This is a genomic window from Fluviicola sp. (genome assembly GCF_029266855.1).
In the GTDB taxonomy this organism is placed as follows: Bacteria; Bacteroidota; Bacteroidia; order Flavobacteriales_D; family Crocinitomicaceae; genus Fluviicola.
On the sequence record NZ_JAQSWB010000008.1, the window covers coordinates 161,927 to 180,650 of the forward strand.

The 18,724-nt window shown below is 39.4% G+C and carries 19 protein-coding genes; 6 read left to right on the forward strand and 13 right to left on the reverse strand.

The window, feature by feature from the left end; all coding sequences use genetic code 11:
- Positions 1–72 precede the first annotated feature (72 nt).
- A complete protein-coding gene (locus K0S23_RS15750) occupies positions 73–735 on the forward strand; it encodes a hypothetical protein (RefSeq protein WP_013687505.1) in 663 nt (220 codons plus the stop codon).
- A gap of 39 nt (positions 736–774) precedes the next feature.
- Here the strand turns inward: K0S23_RS15750 and K0S23_RS15755 are convergent, their stop codons facing one another.
- Both K0S23_RS15755 and K0S23_RS15760 read right to left on the reverse strand, forming a co-directional pair.
- Positions 775–1,515, reverse strand: coding sequence for a DUF2807 domain-containing protein (locus K0S23_RS15755; protein WP_300359402.1), 741 nt, complete (start codon positions 1,513–1,515; stop codon positions 775–777).
- Positions 1,505–2,605, reverse strand: a complete 1,101-nt coding sequence (locus K0S23_RS15760; protein WP_300359405.1) for an acyloxyacyl hydrolase — start codon at positions 2,603–2,605, stop codon at positions 1,505–1,507. The genes K0S23_RS15755 and K0S23_RS15760 overlap by 11 nt, the downstream gene beginning before the upstream one ends.
- A 40-nt stretch (positions 2,606–2,645) precedes the next feature.
- Here K0S23_RS15760 and mazG point away from each other — a divergent pair, with 40 nt between their 5' ends.
- The 4 genes from mazG (at position 2,646) to K0S23_RS15780 (ending at position 9,601) form a co-directional block, all read left to right on the forward strand.
- Entirely contained in the window at positions 2,646–3,449 is an 804-nt protein-coding gene (mazG, locus tag K0S23_RS15765; protein WP_300359407.1) for a nucleoside triphosphate pyrophosphohydrolase, read from the forward strand.
- A gap of 179 nt (positions 3,450–3,628) precedes the next feature.
- Complete coding sequence (locus K0S23_RS15770; RefSeq protein ID WP_300359410.1) at positions 3,629–5,971, forward strand: TonB-dependent receptor; 2,343 nt, start codon at positions 3,629–3,631, stop codon at positions 5,969–5,971.
- Between the two features lie 107 nt (positions 5,972–6,078).
- Positions 6,079–6,510 carry a hypothetical protein gene (locus K0S23_RS15775; protein ID WP_300359412.1) on the forward strand — a complete coding sequence of 144 codons (432 nt, stop codon included), beginning with the start codon at positions 6,079–6,081 and terminating at the stop codon, positions 6,508–6,510.
- Positions 6,497–9,601, forward strand: coding sequence for a PKD domain-containing protein (locus K0S23_RS15780; protein WP_300359414.1), 3,105 nt, complete (start codon positions 6,497–6,499; stop codon positions 9,599–9,601). The genes K0S23_RS15775 and K0S23_RS15780 overlap by 14 nt, the downstream gene beginning before the upstream one ends.
- A gap of 90 nt (positions 9,602–9,691) precedes the next feature.
- Here K0S23_RS15780 and K0S23_RS15785 read toward each other — a convergent pair whose 3' ends face one another.
- Positions 9,692–11,419 carry a PDZ domain-containing protein gene (locus tag K0S23_RS15785; protein WP_300359418.1) on the reverse strand — a complete coding sequence of 576 codons (1,728 nt, stop codon included), beginning with the start codon at positions 11,417–11,419 and terminating at the stop codon, positions 9,692–9,694.
- A 339-nt stretch (positions 11,420–11,758) separates the two neighbouring features.
- Here K0S23_RS15785 and lpdA point away from each other — a divergent pair, with 339 nt between their 5' ends.
- Complete coding sequence (gene lpdA / locus K0S23_RS15790; protein WP_300359421.1) at positions 11,759–13,150, forward strand: dihydrolipoyl dehydrogenase; 1,392 nt, start codon at positions 11,759–11,761, stop codon at positions 13,148–13,150.
- Positions 13,151–13,829: 679 nt separating this feature from the next.
- Here lpdA and K0S23_RS15795 read toward each other — a convergent pair.
- The 10 genes from K0S23_RS15795 to K0S23_RS15840 form a co-directional block, all read right to left on the reverse strand.
- On the reverse strand, positions 13,830–14,204 hold the full coding sequence (locus tag K0S23_RS15795; protein ID WP_300359424.1) for a hypothetical protein: 375 nt from the start codon (positions 14,202–14,204) through the stop codon (positions 13,830–13,832).
- Positions 14,185–14,670 carry a hypothetical protein gene (locus K0S23_RS15800; protein ID WP_300359427.1) on the reverse strand — a complete coding sequence of 162 codons (486 nt, stop codon included), beginning with the start codon at positions 14,668–14,670 and terminating at the stop codon, positions 14,185–14,187. Before K0S23_RS15800 ends, K0S23_RS15795 begins: the two co-directional genes overlap by 20 nt.
- On the reverse strand, positions 14,651–15,049 hold the full coding sequence (locus tag K0S23_RS15805; RefSeq protein ID WP_300359429.1) for a hypothetical protein: 399 nt from the start codon (positions 15,047–15,049) through the stop codon (positions 14,651–14,653). The genes K0S23_RS15800 and K0S23_RS15805 overlap by 20 nt, the downstream gene beginning before the upstream one ends.
- Before the next feature lie 31 nt (positions 15,050–15,080).
- Entirely contained in the window at positions 15,081–15,467 is a 387-nt protein-coding gene (locus K0S23_RS15810; RefSeq protein ID WP_300359431.1) for a hypothetical protein, read from the reverse strand.
- Between the two features lie 15 nt (positions 15,468–15,482).
- Complete coding sequence (locus K0S23_RS15815) at positions 15,483–15,974, reverse strand: hypothetical protein (protein ID WP_300359433.1); 492 nt, start codon at positions 15,972–15,974, stop codon at positions 15,483–15,485.
- 27 nt (positions 15,975–16,001) lie between these two features.
- The gene (locus K0S23_RS15820; protein ID WP_300359436.1) at positions 16,002–16,295 is read right to left on the reverse strand and encodes a hypothetical protein; all 294 of its coding nucleotides are present in this window, start codon (positions 16,293–16,295) and stop codon (positions 16,002–16,004) included.
- Between the two features lie 10 nt (positions 16,296–16,305).
- Positions 16,306–16,947, reverse strand: coding sequence for a hypothetical protein (locus K0S23_RS15825; protein ID WP_300359438.1), 642 nt, complete (start codon positions 16,945–16,947; stop codon positions 16,306–16,308).
- Positions 16,948–16,969: 22 nt separating this feature from the next.
- Entirely contained in the window at positions 16,970–17,548 is a 579-nt protein-coding gene (locus K0S23_RS15830) for a hypothetical protein (protein ID WP_300359440.1), read from the reverse strand.
- Positions 17,549–17,578: 30 nt separating this feature from the next.
- The gene (locus tag K0S23_RS15835) at positions 17,579–18,286 is read right to left on the reverse strand and encodes a hypothetical protein (protein ID WP_300359442.1); all 708 of its coding nucleotides are present in this window, start codon (positions 18,284–18,286) and stop codon (positions 17,579–17,581) included.
- Between the two features lie 73 nt (positions 18,287–18,359).
- Complete coding sequence (locus K0S23_RS15840) at positions 18,360–18,722, reverse strand: hypothetical protein (RefSeq protein ID WP_300359444.1); 363 nt, start codon at positions 18,720–18,722, stop codon at positions 18,360–18,362.
- Between the last annotated feature and the right edge of the window lie 2 nt (positions 18,723–18,724).

The following is an 18,724-nucleotide window of genomic DNA, read 5'->3' on the forward strand; positions in this document are numbered from 1 at the left end:
AATCTAACAGCTTTAACATCTTTTCTGTGTGCTATTGTTTAAATTTGCACACCTATTAATTCAAACCAAAATATGTTATCAATTGGAAAAATAACAGAAGAAATTATCGGAAGAAGTCCTTTTTTGCGTGAAGCAATGACAGACGACCTGATAAATATTTCTTCGTTAGCTAGAAAAATCAAACCAGAGATTGAAGAGGCTTTAGGAAAAGAAGTAAAAGAAGGAGCAATTGTAATGGCGATTAAACGCATGTCTCCAGGGCTTTACCACCGTCTAAACATCAAAATCACTAACATCATCGGTGAACTTGGAGATTTTTTAGTTCGTTCGAATCTGGAAGACTTTACATTTGAAAATACTGAATCATTGCGCTTAAAACAAGCGGATTTAGTACAACTTGTAAATTCGGAATCAGATATTTTCTACACTATTTGTAGAGGTGTTACCGAAACAACAGTTATTTGCTCTCAAAGTATTTCACCGAGAGTGGAAAACTTATTGATTAATGAACGTCTGAAATCTCACACAAGAGACCTGGCTTCCATTACTGTGAAGCTACCTGCTGTAAATTCTGAAGTGTATGGTATTTATTACTATATCCTGAAGCATTTGGCTTGGGAAGGTCTAAACATTGTGGAAATCGTTTCAACAGCTAATGAATTCACGATCATCGTAAAACAAGATCACGTTGACAAGGCATTTAAAGTGCTGATGCAATTGAAAAGAGGAAAATAAAAAATAGGGGGTAAAAATTTTTACCCCCTATTTTTTTTTCTAATTCATCGACCAAACATTTCCTGTTCCATTCAGCAGAACATCCTGACCTAAAGGGGTTCCTTTGTAAAGAATATTTCCGGATTCTGTAATATATCCGTGGATTACCAGGTTGTTTGCATTGATTTTAATATCTCCTACTGTCTCTGAGGCCACATATATGGAATCCGTCACCAACAGGCCGGTAACATCACAATAACTATTGCTTTTAGCACAAATCCGGGCATTTTTGGTAATTCCGGTTAATGTAAAATTGCACCACCCGTGATTTGCTTCGGCATTAACCTCAATTGCATTTACATCCAGGGTTACATCCCCTGCCCCGTCCCTGCTATAGAATGTTAAGTAATCCGTATGAATTGTTCCCTGGCTTCTAAGCGGTTCTGTTCCGATAAAACGGATATTGATCAGACTGGTAAAATGAATCTCAGCAACGACCACTTTCTTTGCATTTCTCAAAAAATTGCATCGGTTATTATTCTTAATAGTCAATAAACCATCCGAAACGCTTACCTCGATCAGATTCAGCAGGTTTTTTCCTCCTTTCAGAACAACCTTATCCAATGAATCCTGGATGAGTACATATTCAACATGCTCTCTCAGGTCCAGTCTGTCAAAAGATGCAAACGGAATCTCTTTCTCCGTTTCAGTACCTAACAGTTTGAAACAGGTCCTATTCTCAGGTTTTTTGCATGAAAAGACCAGGAATAATACGAACAGAATCAAAAAACTACTTCGCATATCTTGTTTTATAATTAAAAGTGTACCCGATACCATATTCAATGTAATCTGCTTTGGCCCAATGGGATTTAAGCACCAGGTTCAGTAATAAGCCATTTCTGCACTGGTAACGCATCCCGACACGGTGATAGAATGATGCATCCGGGTTGTAGCGGTCTTTAATATATTTTCCCATACCGATCACAAAACGGAATTTATCCAGCGGGATATTATAACCGACATAAGCACCGATCTGCAAAATAGACAATTGCGTTTTTGGAATATATTTCCTGTAATGAATAATCGATTGTTTTGATATTACATCGAGGGCAATCTCCATTCCGACTTTCGGTTTAAACTGTTTGTAAAGCATTCCGCTTAAAGCATAAACCGGGTATCGCTTTCCACCCGTCGGGAAGATCTGTTTATCCGAAAGAATTCCTACCACTGAAACATTCCAGCTTTTGAAAAACGGAACACGTTCAAACTTTGTAGTTTCGAAATTTGAGATCTCTTTCTTTTTGAATGTGTATTCATACCCCAAGCCGATGAAAGGCATATTCACACCCAAATTGGGAACTTTACTCGATCCGTTTGAAAAATGCGTCATATCCAGGCTGTAGATCAGAGCATGTTGCGGTTTTACGTACCAGCGACCCTGGATTCCCAAACAAATAATAGCATTAAGATAAGTACTCATCGGTACATTCTTCGGGTTTGTATGTTTATCATAAACATTCGTTACAATTCCCAAACCTGCACCAAGTTTTGAAGTAAACACATGCTTTTCGCCCCGGGCCCAGGGAAACTCAATAAATCCGTAGGTTCCGAACCCATACCCCAGAATCTCCTTGTTTCCAAGATTGGAACCATAAAGTGTCACTCCAACATAAGGGTTTCGGTATTCTTCACTCCAGTTCTTTGACCGGAGGCGTTTGCTGTAAGAAAGCTCACCCGCAAAAAGACGATCTTTGGCAAGATGTCCCATCGTACCGCTGTGCGCAGCTAAAAAACCCGATTTTCCTTTCAATGAAAAAGCCCAATCGTCTATTTTAACTTCCTGAGCACAGCAAAAAATTGGTAATAAAAAAATCAGTAAGGCAATTTTCATAATCCAAAATTACAAATTTTGTTCTATGTACATTTGCAGTATGGAATTAGCTAACAATAATTTAAATCAGGATCCGAGACTGGAAGCTTTTGCACGCTTACTTACAATCATGGATGATCTGCGCGAAAAATGTCCCTGGGATAAAAAACAGACTATCCAGTCCTTACGGCATTTAACCATTGAAGAAACCTATGAATTGGCAGACGCGATCCAGGAAAACGACATGAACGGGATTAAGGGTGAATTGGGTGATCTGTTCCTGCACCTGGTTTTTTATTCTAAAATAGGTTCCGAATTGGGAGCCTTTGATATTACGGGCGTATTGAATGGCATTTGTGATAAGCTGATTCACCGCCATCCGCATATTTACGGAGACGTAAAGGCAGATTCCGAAGAAGAAGTAAAAGCGAACTGGGAAAAAATCAAATTGCAGGAAGGTAAAAAATCCGTTTTGGAAGGAGTTCCGAATACGCTTCCCGCATTGATTAAGGCCATGAGGATCCAGGAAAAAGTAAAAGGGATCGGTTTTGAATGGTCAGACATAGAAGATGTGAAGAACAAAGTCATCGAAGAATTTTCAGAATTGCATGATGCGCAACTCACCAGAGACCCGGAACAAATCCAGGATGAGTTCGGAGATGTATTGTTTTCCCTGGTAAACTATGCACGTTTCATCGATGTTAACCCGGAAGATGCACTTGAATCAACAAACCGGAAATTCAAATCGCGTTTTCAGAAAATGGAAGAACTGATTAGTGAAGATGCTCAAAACATGACAGAAATGTCCCTGGAAGAAATGGATGTGTACTGGGAGAAAGCTAAATTAATTCTTCGTAAAAGCTAAAAAAACAGAAGACTTGAGACAGGAAATCAGTCTGGTGTATCGACTTTCATCCACAGTCTTTTAACGATTCAAGCCCGTTTAATCAATAATCTGTACGTTTAATCATTTTTCGGATTTTTAATTCGTTAATTCCTGTTAATTATGTAATTTCGGAACTTCTATAAAATAGGGTAAAACATATGAAACAAATCCTCTCCTTAGTTGCATTTTTAACCATTTCCCTTGTGTCATTTTCCCAGGATCATACCATTCGCGGATTCGTATTCAACAATGAAAACAGCGAGGTTATTCCTTTTGAAAAAATCATATTAGTGCCAACGGAAAAAACACAGGATATCCTGGGTGCAAGTACTGATGTCAATGGATTTTTTACCATTCCAAAAGTTCCGATCGGAACTTACCTTTTGAAGATTCAATCGGTAGAATTCAAGGAATACAACAAAGAAATTACAGTAACCGAAAAAGGTGGCATTACCGAATTGCGAATTGATATCATTCCAATTGATGCAACAGATGTAGGAGAAGTTGTTATTTCTGCTGAAACAAAGGCAAAAACCACCGAAGTTTTAATGTCTGTTACCAAATTAGATAAAAAAGGATTGGAAAGAATCCCGGCAGTTGGTGCTGAAAACGATATTACTGCAGCTTTCTCCGTAACTCCGGGTGTTGTAACAACAGGTGACCAGGGAGGACAATTGTATGTAAGAGGTGGAACGCCTATACAGAACAAAGTATTGCTTGACGGAATGACTATTTACAATCCCTTCCACTCGATCGGGTTCTTCTCCATTTTTGAAACGGAATTAATTAAAAACGTAGACATCTATACCGGGGGATTTGATTCCAAATACGGAGGAAGAATTTCTTCTGTAATGGATATTACTTACCGCGACGGAAATAAAAAGAATTTCGGAGGAAAAGTATCCGTGTCTCCCTTCCTTGCCAAATTGGTTGTTGAAGGGCCGATGTACCGCGCCAAAGAAGGAAAACCCGGAGCCGGTTCATTTATCTTCTCTGCAAAACACGCTTTACTGGATTATACTTCAAAAGATTTATACCGTGGAGTAAACAACGGAAACGGGCTTCCTTACAACTTTACCGATCTATATGGAAAGTTGACGTTCGCTACAGGTCAGGGTTCCAAAGTATCAGTATTTGGATTCAGCAATACGGACAAGGTAAACTACAACGAATCTGCAGCACTGGATTTCCAGCAGGCAGGCGGTGGATTATCCTGGATCCTGCTTCCGGGTGGTGGTAAAACATTCATTAAAGGACATTTAACCGCTTCAAGCTATAAAACTCATTTTGAAGAAACAGGTTCTCAACCACGTACCAGTTCTATTTTCGGAACAGATCTTGGATTCGACTTCTCTTACTTCCTGAAAAAGGAAAGCCAGATCGACTATGGAATCGGGATCAATATTTTCAAGACGGATTACCTGACTTACAACGAAGTAGCATCCAAGATCCAGGATCAGAACAATACCGTTGAAATCGGTGCTTATGCCAACTACAAATTCGTATCAAAAAGATTTGTTGTTCAACCCGGACTCAGAGTTCAGGCATATGCGAGTTTAAGTACGATCTCACTTGAACCAAGATTGGGTATCAAATACAACGCAACAGATTACTTCCGTTTAAAGCTATCCGGAGGCCGATATTCCCAGAACTTTACTACAGCTTCTTCCGACCGCGATGTCGTGAATTTATTTAATGGTCTTTTGAGTGCCCCTTCTAATGTTCAGGAAACCTTCGTTACCGAAAGTGGTAAAGAGAAAAATCCTAAGAACGGAATCCAATATTCATGGCACGCAATTGCAGGTGGTGAATTTGATCTGACCAAAAACCTGATGCTGAACGTAGAGGGATATTTCAAATATTTCCCGCAGTTAAGTAACATCAATGTAAACAAACTTTACGAAGACGTTTCAGAGTTCTCTAAGGAAGATGATGTGTACAAAAAAGACTTCCTGATCGAAAGCGGAAAATCATACGGTGTGGACGTATTATTAAAGTATACACTGAACAGATTGTTTTTATGGGGAGTTTACTCTTATGCCAGATCAACGAGATGGGACGGGTTTACGAACTATGCACCGGTATTTGACAGAAGACATAACGTGAATATCGTGGCATCTTATGCTTTCGGAAAGAAAAAAGACCTTGAATTGAACCTGCGCTGGAATTTTGGTTCGGGACTTCCATTCACTCCTACTTCAGGATATTATCAAACAGAATCATTCGGTGACGGAGTAACCACAGACTATACTACAAGTAACTCTACGTCTGTCGGAGTAATATTGGGAGAATTCAATTCCAAAAGACTTCCTACTTACCACAGATTGGATATTACCGTGAAAAAGCAGTTTAAATTCAAAAACAAAACAGAACTTGAGATCATAGCCGCTGTAACGAATGCTTACAACAGAAAGAATATTTTCTATGTGAATCGCGTTACCAATGAGAAGATCTACCAGTTCCCATTCCTACCGAGTTTGGGAGTCAGTTATAAATTCTAACCTTATTTTTAAAAAGCGTGTTATCAATAACACGCTTTTTTTATTAACAGTTCAGGCAACCTACATTCAATTGTTTCGTTTTATCTTCGAACACGAAACTAATTACAATGTACTACTACAAAACAAAGCTAATCCGCTATGTTATAACCGGTTTCCTTATAGTTTTTTCAACTATAGGATACGGTCAAACTCAAAATAGCGTTGATTCATTAAACAATTTACGTTCACAATTGATTTCGGGTAATCAGTCTACAGCCGAAGTAGATATGCTGCTCCATCAATCGGGAAACAATCCGACCTGTATTATTCAACAACTGGATAATTACACTTTTTCTTTTCCTTCTTATCGTCCATTGGGCGATGCTCAACGTGAAGAAAAGGTAAACCTTCGTTTAAAAGCGAATTATGCTTATTTAAACACTATTGATTTCAGTGATGACTTTACTTCTGTACGCATCAACTGCAATCAACAGCTTACACCTGCAATTATAAATGAATTAGTTTCACATTTTGGATATAACGGTTATGAAGTACATTAAAGCAATACTCATTACTCTCCTCCTCTCCTCATTATTTTCTAATTTTAACTCTTTAAATGCCCAGTGCAATACAAATACTTCTATTTGTACTCCCGGAACAGCCGGCCCGTTTAATTTTGTAAACCCTGGCCCCGGAGTTAGTTCTTGCCTGGACTGGATTGGTCCAAACACCGGGTATATTATTCTTCACATTACTTCGTCGGGGCCATTGAACATGCTGATTGACGGAAACTCAAACAACGGCTTCCTGGATGTGGCAGTGTTCAATATTCCGAACGGACAATCTCCGTGTACTGCTATTCAGAACAGTAACAACGAGCTCGGCTGTAATTACGCCAGTGCCGCAAGTGGCTGCAACCAATTCGGAAATTCATTTCCCTGCTCTTCATCAGTACCGGCGCCTATGGTTACTGCCGGGCAGGAGATCATGATCGTTGTGGAGAATTGGAGCGGGTCTTCAAGCAGTTTCACCATGCAACTCGGACCTCCTCCAGGGGCTCAGACAGGCCCTCCGAATCCTGCAATTACGCCTGCCGGGCCGTTTTGTGTTTCTTCCGGAGCCACTCAATTAATTGCTGCGGATATGGGTGGAACGTGGTCAGGACCGGGAGTTTCAGCATCCGGAATGTTCAATCCGGCAACTGCGGGATTAGGTACACATACTATCAATTACTCCGTTGGTGTTGCACCTTGTAATGCCACTTCATCGACGACTATCACGGTAAACAGTGCAACTGTAACTCCACCGGCAGCTCAAACGATTTGTTCGGGGGGAAGTGCAACATTGACGGCCAGCGGTGCGGCCTCTTATTCCTGGTCACCACCTACAGGTCTATCTGCAACGACGGGAGCCACAGTAACTGCCAGTCCAGCATCAACAACCACTTATACCGTAACCGGAACGACGGCAGGTTGTACAAGCAGCGGAACAGTCACCGTAACAGTAGCACCACTCACAGTTGGTGTTTCACCCAATACGAGTATTTGTTCCGGAGCTTCCACAACTTTAACTGCTACAGGAGCCACCAATTATACCTGGTCGCCGGCAACGGGATTATCATCCACTACCGGAGCTTCCGTAACAGCAAATCCGACAACAACGACAACTTATACCGTCACCGGAACAACAGGATCCTGTTCATCCTCAGCAACTGTGACTGTGACCGTAACTCCGATAAATGTAACTGTTTCCCCCAATGCAAACATTTGCAGTGGGGCGGCGGCAAACTTAACGGCAAGCGGAGCCACCAATTATTCGTGGTCACCACCAACCGGTTTGTCAGCTTCTACGGGAGCAAATGTCAGTGCAAGCCCTGCGTCAACAACAACTTATACAGTGACCGGGACCACCGGAACCTGTTCAAATACAGCAACAGTAACTGTAACGGTTACTCCTCTTGCCCTTACCTTATCTCCGAATGCAACTATTTGCAACGGTGCTTCAACTACATTAACTGCCGGAGGTGCTACCAATTATTCCTGGTCACCACCAAGCGGTTTATCTTCTACTTCAGGAGCGTCCGTAACAGCGAGTCCTGCTACGACGACGACCTATACCGTTTCGGGAACAAGCGGAAGCTGTACTTCTTCCCTGTCCGTGACTGTTACAGTTACACCGGTCACGGTTACTGTGACTCCGAATACGAGTATTTGTGATGGAGCTTCAACTACCCTGACTGCAGGCGGAAATGCAACAAATTACACCTGGAGCCCAACAACAGGTTTATCTTCTGCATCCGGAACAAGTGTTACAGCAAATCCAACAACGACAACCACTTATACCGTTACCGGAACAAGCGGCTCTTGTTCGAATACAGCAAGCATGACACTTACGGTGAACCCGGTCCCAACTGTCATTGCAAGCAATAACGGACCTCTATGTGAAGGAAGTATGATGCAGCTACAGGCGAATAGTTTACCGGGAACCAGTTATACCTGGTCCGGACCGAACGGATTTACCGCTTCCACTCAAAACGGTTCTATTCCTGCTACATTAAGTGCTGCTGGAATGTATACCGTTACAACTTCACTGAACGGATGTACTTCATCCACTACAACAAATGTAGTCATCAACTCAACCCAGGTACCTGTAATTACTCCTGCAGGACCCTTTTGTGAAGCGGCAGCGAATACATACCTTTCAGCTGATATACCGGGTGGAACATGGTCGGGAACAGGAATAGTCAATGCTACAAGCGGTGAATTTTCTCCGCAACAGGCCGGTGCAGGTTCACATCCGATAAGTTATACTGTTACAGGCGGGTGTTCAACTCCGGGAACCACAAGTATTTTAATTAATCCTATGCCGGTAGTCCAGATCTCGACACCAGACGCATCCGGTTGTGCTCCATTCAGTGCTTTGCTGGTGGATCTTAGCTCTCCGGCAAGCAGTTCCGTAACATGGAATTTTGGTGACGGAAGCGCAACTTCCAACCAACTGAATAGTGTGAACCACGATTTTAACGCACCCGGTTGTTATGATGTGACTCTGACCTCTACCAGTGCAGCGGGATGTTCATCTACCACTTCTTTCCCAAGTTTCATTTGTGTACTGCCTAATGCAGTGGCTTCCTTTTCGGTAAATAACCCGGTACATGGTTTAATGAATCCTGAATTTCACACCTTCAACACCTCATCCAATGCTTCGATCTATTCTTGGGATTTCGGTGACGGAGATGAAAGCGCTTTGTTCAATCCAAGTCATACGTATACGGAAGATGCAGGAAGTTATGTGATCACATTGATCGCAAATAATGCAGGCAACTGTCCTGACACGGCAGAATTGACTGTTACGATACAAGAAGAATTGATCTTCTATGTTCCGAATACTTTCACTCCGGATGGTGATGAGTTTAACAATGTATTCTCACCGGTTTTCACTTCCGGTTTTGACCCTCATAATTATACCATGACGATCTATAATCGCTGGGGTGAGACCTTGTTTGAATCAAACGATACTAAATATGGCTGGGACGGAACGTACAACGGTGAAACCTGCAAAACAGGGATTTACACCTGGACCATTCGTTTCAAGTCTTCGGAATCAGATAAGAAGATTACGAAAACAGGACATATCCAATTATTAAAGTAAGAGCCAGCCATGGCTGGTGATAATTGACAAACGTCAGTGCAGTCAAAAAAATGTAGGGATGCGACGCATCGCGTTTCTACATTTTTTTTATTATTTCCCCCAATACTCAAATGCTTTTTTCTGTGCCGAATTCGGGTTTTCAATAAGTTTTATTCCATATTCCAAATAAAAGCTGCGCTGAACTTCCGGTAAAGGTAATTCAAGGATTTTTCCCTGGCGGATAATGGTTAAGCGTTTGTTCTGATCATCCAGATAGTTCAGCCATTGATCCAAATCTCCGCTCAGTTTAAATTCATTTACCCCAATGATCTCGTCATTAATCATCAATCCGGCCATGTCTGCAGGTGAACCCGGGTAAATTGCTGCAACCTGGAAATGATTACCGAGCTGTAAGGCTTTAAACCCGATCCTTCCGGCGGAATATTTCTGATTCGGTTTGTGTGTCAGTTCCAAACCGATGGATTCAAGTGCTTCGGTTAAAATAGCTTCAAAAGGCCTTGTTCCGTAAAAGTAATCTTTGATCAATTCGTCTATGCCCTCACCTGCCAGTTCTTTCAGCAACCCGATATAATCTGCTTCGCTGACTCCCAAGCCATTCAATGCAAAGTTGAAGTACAAACGCTTCATCAGCTCATCCAGTCCGTGTTTGTTTCCGGAATATTCCCTGATCTTCACATCACAAACAAAAGCCAGCAAACAGCCTTCCGTATAAATGGAAACCTTACGACCAGGAGCTCCGGGAACATATCCATCCAGCCAGGTATCGTAAGAAGAATCCGCTACCGAGTAATGGAATCTCCCGAAATTATCGAAGTGTTTCTGCAATTGGCCCGTAAACTCATGCAGGTATTGATTCAGATCAAACACCCCGGACTTATACAACATCAAATCTCCCATATAAGTCGTCACTCCTTCGCAGAGATAACCCAGTTTGGATAAATTCTCGCGCTGATAATCGTATGGGAACATCTCGATCGGGCGAATGGCCTTCACATTCCAGGTATGATATAATTCATGGGAAGAAACTCCCAGTAATTCAGTGTAAAGTGCTCCGAACACATCGTAGGTAGGTCCGAGAGAAATAACAGTGGATTTCTGATGTTCTACCCCGTGATACGCTTTATAAGGTAAAATATGAAACAGGAAGTGGTAATGTGGCACGGGAAATTCCATGAACTTCTCGATCTGTTTATCGGTAAAAGCTTTAAAATCTTTGATCACTCGCGACCAGTCGATGTTACAATCGCCCTGGAACCACAAATGAAAGATCGTGCCATGCGATTCATACTGATTGTATTGCAAAGAGGCAGAACAAATAAAAGGTGAATCGGCCAACTCATCAAAATCAGCAGCCTTCAGGACCCTTCCCTCTCTCTCCATGGAACCTGCAATGTTCCAATCGGCCGGAATGTTTAAATAAACCTCGCATGCTTCGTCTTTTTTTCCTTCCTGATAAATAAAGCAGTTTACGGGATTTGCGTAAAGCATCTCTTTACTCAGGTAAGTCGATCCTGCATTCAGTTCGGATGCATAATAGCTGTACTCTATGCGAATCGTTGTGGGTTCGGTGACCAGGATTTCCCAGGAAGAAAGATCCTTTTTCTGAAAAGCGACCGTTTTCCCTTCCAGGTTAAAGACTTTGAATCCCCTTACATTCTTCGCAAAATTGCCCAATTCGTATCTTCCGGGTCTCCATTTCGGTAAATGGATGATCGTATTCGGCTCCACGTTTTCAAAGATTACTTTGAACTGAATGTATTGCTGATTTGCTTGTTCGATCGCTAAATGATACTGGGCCATTGTAAGAGTTTTGTTCAAAATTAGAAATTCCCTAAAGAATACCGTGTATTTAACAGAATAAAGAAATCTCCCGCTGATCTCGCAGATAACGCTGATTTTAATATGTTGCTCTTGAAAAATCAGCACTTTCCTCCCTTTTGCTTGCGCTGAAGCTTTAGCAAAGGCGCAGAGGGAGGATCAAGGTCTGACGAGTATCAGACTCCGTCAGAGAGGGTGGGCTAATGGAACCGTTTGCCACCTCCCTTAATCCCTCCTCCAGGAGGGAGACTTAAGAAATTTTGAATTCAAGTTCATATTCGTTCACAATTCCTGAGAATTGATTAATTTCGTGCCATTACCATTTTATTGAAAAGAGAAATGAATTACGATATCATAGTTATTGGGAGTGGTCCCGGCGGATATGTTGCCGCTATTCGCGCATCACAATTGGGTTTGAAAACAGCAGTTGTAGAGCGTGATTCATTGGGTGGAATCTGTTTAAACTGGGGATGTATTCCAACAAAGGCATTGTTGAAAAGTGCTAACGTGTTCGAATACATTCAACATGCATCTGATTACGGGATTACCGTAAAGGATTCAAAAGCAGATTTCGGTGGAATGGTAGAACGTTCCAGAGGTGTTGCAAACGGAATGAGCCAGGGAATCCAGTTCCTGATGAAGAAAAACAAAATTGATGTCATCAAAGGCACCGGGGTTTTAAAAGCAGGTAAAAAGGTTGCTGTTACAGGAGAAGACGGTAAAGTGACTGAATACACTGCAGATAAAGGACTTATTATTGCAACAGGAGCTCGCTCCCGCCAGTTGCCTAACTTACCGCAGGACGGAACAAAGATCATCGGATACCGTGAAGCAATGAACATGAAAGCACAACCTAAGAAAATGGTTGTTGTCGGTTCAGGTGCAATCGGTGTGGAATTTGCTTATTTCTATAATGCTATCGGAACAGAGGTTACGATTGTGGAATACTTACCGAACGTCGTTCCAATCGAAGACGAAGAGGTATCCAAACAATTGGAAAAATCCTTCAAGAAAGCCGGAATCAATATCATGACAAACGCATCTGTTGAAGCGGTTGATACTTCAGGAAAAGGATGTGTTGTAACAGTTAAAACGGCAAAAGGAGAAGAAAAGATCGAATGTGATGTGGTTCTTTCTGCTGTCGGAATCCAGGCAAACATTGAAAATATCGGATTGGAAGAATTGGGAATCGTTGTTGACAAAGGAAGAATCCTTGTGAATGATTTCTACCAGACAAATATCCCGGGTTACTTTGCAATCGGAGACGTAATTCCTACGGCTGCACTGGCACACGTTGCTTCTGCGGAAGGAATTATCTGTGTTGAGAAAATTGCAGGTCACCACCCGGAACCATTGGATTACGGAAACATCCCTGGATGTACTTACTGTTCTCCTGAAGTTGCATCAGTTGGTATGACTGAAAAAGCAGCAAAGGAAGCTGGTATGGAGATCAAGATCGGGAAATTCCCGTTCTCTGCATCAGGTAAGGCATCTGCTGCCGGAGCGAAAGATGGTTTCGTGAAACTGATCTTCGATGCGAAGTACGGCGAGTTATTGGGTGCTCACATGATTGGGGCAAACGTAACCGAAATGATCGCTGAGATCGTTGCGATCCGTAAACTGGAAGTAACCGGTGAAGAATTGATCAAAACGGTTCACCCGCATCCAACCATGTCTGAAGCAGTAATGGAAGCTGCTGCTGCTGCGTACGGAGAAGTGATTCATTTGTAAATAGATATCAGGACTTTAGGATTTTAAGACATTAGGACTTAAATCCCGTCAGATTGAGAGCCTTCGGAAGAAATTCCGGAGGTTTTTTGTTTTGTGCTTCCCTCTTTGGTATAGACATCAGGACTTTAAGACATCAGGATATTAAGACTTGATATCTCTTATATTAAAACCTTCGGAAGAAATTCCGGAGTTTTTTTTGTTTCGTGCTTCCCTCTTTATGCTTGCGCTGAAGCTCTTAACCTTCGCGTAACCGCTATGGTGGAGCAAGGTCAGCATAGGTGCTGGAGGCGGTAGAGTTCGCAATAGTCCGCCACGGCGGAAAGACTGAGACCCGTCTTTGAAGGCCTTGGTCGATGGTAAAAGAGAGGAAGAATTGGTTGTGTTTTGTTCCATTTGCAAGGCATCACGTTGACACTTGCCGGACTATTTATTCATACTTGGCGGGTTTCTTCGTGCCGCTTACAAGGTTGTACACAGCTAATTGTGAACCTGACTCCTTTCACTTGTATGCTTGTATGTATGCACTTGTGTGGTTATCTCATGTCACTTGCGGACTTGCTCATTAATCCTTAGGGGCTTACTTCTGTTAGTTGTGAGGTCGCTTTCTTTCCTTGTATGATTGTACGGAAGCACTTGTGGGGCATTTCATTGGCACTTGCAGGGATTACATTCGTTTTTTTCACAAACTCACCGGTAATTGCACTCCGCACCAGGGACAATAGTTGATTCTAATATAAGAACTTCCCCCATCGTGAATTGGAATTCCGAATTCCTTTCTTCCATGAGTATGCCTCATTATTGAATCATAATTTATTTCAGAGTTGTTTTTGGAAACTTTGTCTTCGATTAAATAGTATGCCATAGCAATACAGCAATAATTTTTGTAGTTGATTCCCGCTGCTTTAATCCTTCTTTTCAGTTCCCAATCCCTACACTCCTGATTGTTATGAAAAGCATCCACATACTCGTCATATTCTTGTGAAAACAAAACTTCAGCAAATACCGGTTTAACGGTATACTGTTTCGTCAATTGCTTAAATCTTTTTAACTCCATTTGAACCATAATTTTCACCAACCCTTTTCAACTTATAGTCACCGTTGTATTCAAAGTTATTCCACTCATCGACGATGGTATCCTGATCAATATAATGAGGTACAATCAATCTAATCTTTAAAGAATCTTTTTGGAAGCGAACATATCCTCTTAAGTTTGATTGACAAGATGGATAATGGACTTTATATCTCTCATGAGTTAAAATAATACCAGTGTAATTAACCCTGCCTTCTTTTGTATTCAGGTAAAGCCAGTCGGAATCTTCAAAACTGTATTTCGACAAATCCAGCTGATGCATATTCCCCCTTCCTTCATGATGAACCGGTAGCTCAATTTCATAGTTATAAACGGATGATTTCCGGATTATCAATTCCGGGGAAACCTTTTCCTTATGATAACATGCTGTTAGCAACAAAAGAAAAAAAACAGATATTCCTACCAAACAACTATAAATTAAATTCTTCATCTCTTTTTTCACAACACCATTGAATAAATTCTATTGCTAATCGTAATGTATACTCTCTTTTATTCTCAAAAAATAAATCCTGTTGGATTCTACCTGGAACAGGAACTGACATTTTCTTTAGGATTTTAGTATAAAAATCGCCTAAATCCTCAGAGTCAACATTATAATCATTTAATAAGTCATCATCAAGTTTAAATGGAAAATTGGAGTTAACCGGAAGGTATGATTTTAAGAAGTCCAGAACTTTTAATGTTATTTCATAATCTAAATCTTCTTCAGATGCAATCACCCCTATTTCTTCTTTTGACATAGGAGTTCTGTTTTCCACCAGTAGATCAAGTTTACTCTTCCATTTATCCTTATTTAGGAAAATTTCCATCTTTCAGTTCTTATTTCAGTGTGAAGTTCTCTTATTTGCTTTTCGTTTTATTTACTTCCCTCGATAAGATATATATCCTGTCTTTATTTATTGCCCTTAACTCAAGCTCTTCTATATTCTCTTCTATGATTTGAATTTGATATGAAAACTCGGTTTCATCAAAAAAAATTTTCTCATCAAAGACTATCTTAACGTTTCCATTAGTTAATATAGAATAATCAAACCCTATATCCTTTGCTTGAGAGTTAATCATTTTTCCTCTTCCATCTTCATTAAACTCCACTTCCGGGCATTCATTACAAAGAACACCATCAAGGTATTCTAATCTCCAGCGTCCACCTATAAACGCATTCGTCCTTGGCTGGGCTTCACCGCTAATTGTAATCAGAGCGATTATGCCTAAAATTATTGCTTTCATCTTGTTACACCCCAATTAATAATTTGACCTTATGTAAAGTACTCCTGATTCGTCATCGTTCAAACAAGGAATTTCCCATTGAAACAGTTGATCAATAATCGCTGCTTCATCATCATAATTCATATTGCTCTTTAAAACTCCTCGATCATCAAAGTAGGTTTGAATAAAATGTTCTTTTCCTTTCTTGATGTTATCTACTAATTCTTTTGACTGGATAACTTCTCTGAAATCATCACCTACCTGGTTTAATTTTAATGGCTTATTCCGATATAATTTTTTGCGTATAAACGAAAGGTAGTCTTCCATACTATCTAATTTTAATTGTTTTATCAGGTGTCCAAATAAATTATCATTTTGTACAATATATTTTTTCGGGACTTTATCCCTGGGAAGTTTAATCATTATAGAAATATAATAACTCTTATGACCAAAACTTTGAGTTACTTCATTTATAAATGGTTTGGATAAATGAAGTATCACCAGCGAAATAATAAATACAGTTTTCATTTTTAATATTAATCTTTTAGAAGTTCCTCAGGAATTTGATACCCTCTCCGTTATATCTATCTCCATTTTCAATATAAAGAATACCATCACAGTGCCGAACTCAAACTCGCGTAAGATTTTCCCGTAAGAATAATCCATCGCGTTCACAATCTGCGGTATATTGCTGCCATCCACTTTAAAGGCCATGCGGGTATTCCCCAAATGATCGTATAAAAAGAAGGTCGCTTCGTCCGTTTGGATTCTTTCCAAGGGAGTAGTTGAACCGGCAGTCACTCGCGCCACACGGTCTGTTCCGTGCACGAAGTATTCTTGATATCCCAAGAACTAATATCTACCACATAATCCCCCAGTAAGCAACTATTTTTTTCTTTTTGCTAATTGCAATACCCTTAGAATAACCATTATCCCATGGTTCTGGCATTTGTATATTCTTTTTTGAAATAAATTCCGGATACAAATTCCCCTTTTTTGAATCTAAAACATAAATTTCAAATGTTTCGTCGATTTGCAAATCAGGGTTATCCGAAAAAAAACAATCCCTAAAATTCGGTATGGGATAATTTTTTGAATACTTAACTGAATCAAAGAAAACGGGAACCGCAAGTTTTAAAGAATCAATATTATTTACATTAATATTTTTAAATCGATTGACAACAAAAGAATTATCAAATGAGTACTTCCCGTGATATTGAAAATTATTACCGAAAGATTTTTCAATTTTTTTAATTCGTTCAAAATCAGCATCAGATTCAATTAAAACAAATCCGACATTGTTGTCGGATGAATCCTTATTATTAATCAGTCCAAATATAGGATTGTAAACGGTATCCGGAAAATGGCTTGTAAAGACTTTTGGAAATTGATTTTTAAATTCATTATAATACCGTTGATCTGGTAATTTAGCTTTCTCTTCCTGTGATATTGAGCATGAACATACCACTATTATTAGCAAAAACAAGCTTAATCTATTCATAGTTTATTTATTTACCTGATTCTTAATTCAAACAATCAAACCCTTCTCTTTTTATTTGCTTTAAATACTTTCCTTTTAATCTCAGGCCTTTTTTGGAGTAAACAACCTTAATATTATCTGTGGGTTTATCTGCTTCATTTTCATATGAACCGATACATTTCCAATTATTCTTTTCTAACTCGAATATTATATAAAACATATTTTGATTTGTACCCACAATAAAACTATCTGCAAAGCACAAAATACAATATACAGCATCTCCTTTAGTTACTTTTCTGCATTCTATTATCTCATATGCTCCTGTATAATCACATTGTTGAAGCCCTTGCAATTTATCTATGGTTCTTTTTGAATCCCCAAATAAGACATAATCTCTTTTCAAAGTATCAGACAAAACAAAATATTCATTTATTCTGCCGTATGTTATAACAGAGACTTGAGGCTTTGGCAAACCATCAAACGAATGAATTCTTGTGCTATCGTTATCAATATAAGTAATTCGAATTTTAGGTTGTTGTTCTAACAAGTTCTGGCTGTGTAAATCGAAATGCAGCACAACCACGCAAACTAAACTAAACAAGACATTATTAACTTTTTTCATAGAGTGAACCTTTTGATACCTACTTGATTATCAAAATGACAACTTTAAGTAATGCCTCTGTCCGTTTATTTTTTTTGTTTCAATTGCTAAAGATTTATTTCCTATCCAGTAAAACTCATTTATGCACCATTCTTTTTCGCGAATTTCATGTAGTAGTTTCAGAGAATTGTTTTCTTTCAATTCCCATATCTGAAATCCGTTTGGCATAAATTCATCATATCCTAATGCGCATGAACCGACAAATAAATACTTATTGTTAGATGATAATTTTGGATACCCCCAAATAAAGGTTTCTTCCCCTGTTTCATTATTTACTAAAAGATACTCTCCAGTTTCATAATATTGAACTGATATTACAGTAATTTTCTGTCCTTTGAACTCTCCAATTATTTTGTACAATTTTTGATCAGTATCATCAGTATCAACCAAACTGTCTCGATACTCTCTTACAACAGTTCCCAAATGATTAATAATTCTAATACAGCCATCTATTTTGGTAGCTTTTGTCTGGCTATCTAAAAAATTTCTTGATTTTTTAGATAGCCCTTTGAACTCAACTTTACTAATAGAATCAAACCTTACTGAACTATCATTAAGTTCATGAAGCGTATCAGGCCTGTTCTGACTTGTTTCGTTTTCCTTTTGTTGTTGAACTACTCCAAAATCTTTCTCTTTAGATTCTGTTTTACCAGAACAACCAAATACTAATAACAACATGATATAACTGACTCTTTTCATATTATTTTCTAAGAAATGAATGATATCCGTTTGTGGATTCAAAACTAAATTAAAACATGTGCCGCTTGTACTTTTACCAAGCTTTCTTCAAAACATCAACTACGGTATCTATTTTTACACGATTATTATGGTCTACATCGCTCAAAAATAATCTCAATGAATCTTTTCCAATGAAATATGCACTATCAATTTGGTTATAGTTTTCAAAGTTCTCGATGACTTCTTCTTTATTATTCCATATTCGTTTGATTTGTATAAAAGATGAATTAGTGGCATTAGGTGGAACTAAATAGATTTTAATTGTCAAATCCTTATCCGACATATTAAATTCCTTTAACAGTTTCAACTTAGGATCACCCATAATTGCACAACTGAACACGGAACTTAAAAATAAAATTCCATAGAAGAACATATAACAACTAGTTAAACTTTTCATAT

Bases quoted from the DNA above. Each gene is read 5' to 3' on its own strand.
- K0S23_RS15830 (WP_300359440.1), bottom strand. From the start codon at position 17,548: ATGAAAAAAGTTAATAATGTCTTGTTTAGTTTAGTTTGCGTGGTTGTG.
- K0S23_RS15775 (WP_300359412.1), top strand. From the start codon at position 6,079: ATGTACTACTACAAAACAAAGCTAATCCGCTATGTTATAACCGGTTTC.
- K0S23_RS15805 (WP_300359429.1), bottom strand. From the start codon at position 15,049: ATGGAAATTTTCCTAAATAAGGATAAATGGAAGAGTAAACTTGATCTA.
- K0S23_RS15840 (WP_300359444.1), bottom strand. From the start codon at position 18,722: ATGAAAAGTTTAACTAGTTGTTATATGTTCTTCTATGGAATTTTATTT.
- K0S23_RS15780 (WP_300359414.1), top strand. From the start codon at position 6,497: ATGAAGTACATTAAAGCAATACTCATTACTCTCCTCCTCTCCTCATTA.
- K0S23_RS15810 (WP_300359431.1), bottom strand. From the start codon at position 15,467: ATGAAAGCAATAATTTTAGGCATAATCGCTCTGATTACAATTAGCGGT.
- K0S23_RS15825 (WP_300359438.1), bottom strand. From the start codon at position 16,947: ATGAATAGATTAAGCTTGTTTTTGCTAATAATAGTGGTATGTTCATGC.
- K0S23_RS15815 (WP_300359433.1), bottom strand. From the start codon at position 15,974: ATGAAAACTGTATTTATTATTTCGCTGGTGATACTTCATTTATCCAAA.
- K0S23_RS15835 (WP_300359442.1), bottom strand. From the start codon at position 18,286: ATGAAAAGAGTCAGTTATATCATGTTGTTATTAGTATTTGGTTGTTCT.
- K0S23_RS15795 (WP_300359424.1), bottom strand. From the start codon at position 14,204: ATGGAGTTAAAAAGATTTAAGCAATTGACGAAACAGTATACCGTTAAA.
- K0S23_RS15750 (WP_013687505.1), top strand. From the start codon at position 73: ATGTTATCAATTGGAAAAATAACAGAAGAAATTATCGGAAGAAGTCCT.
- K0S23_RS15760 (WP_300359405.1), bottom strand. From the start codon at position 2,605: ATGAAAATTGCCTTACTGATTTTTTTATTACCAATTTTTTGCTGTGCT.
- K0S23_RS15755 (WP_300359402.1), bottom strand. From the start codon at position 1,515: ATGCGAAGTAGTTTTTTGATTCTGTTCGTATTATTCCTGGTCTTTTCA.
- lpdA (WP_300359421.1), top strand. From the start codon at position 11,759: ATGAATTACGATATCATAGTTATTGGGAGTGGTCCCGGCGGATATGTT.
- K0S23_RS15770 (WP_300359410.1), top strand. From the start codon at position 3,629: ATGAAACAAATCCTCTCCTTAGTTGCATTTTTAACCATTTCCCTTGTG.
- K0S23_RS15800 (WP_300359427.1), bottom strand. From the start codon at position 14,670: ATGAAGAATTTAATTTATAGTTGTTTGGTAGGAATATCTGTTTTTTTT.
- mazG (WP_300359407.1), top strand. From the start codon at position 2,646: ATGGAATTAGCTAACAATAATTTAAATCAGGATCCGAGACTGGAAGCT.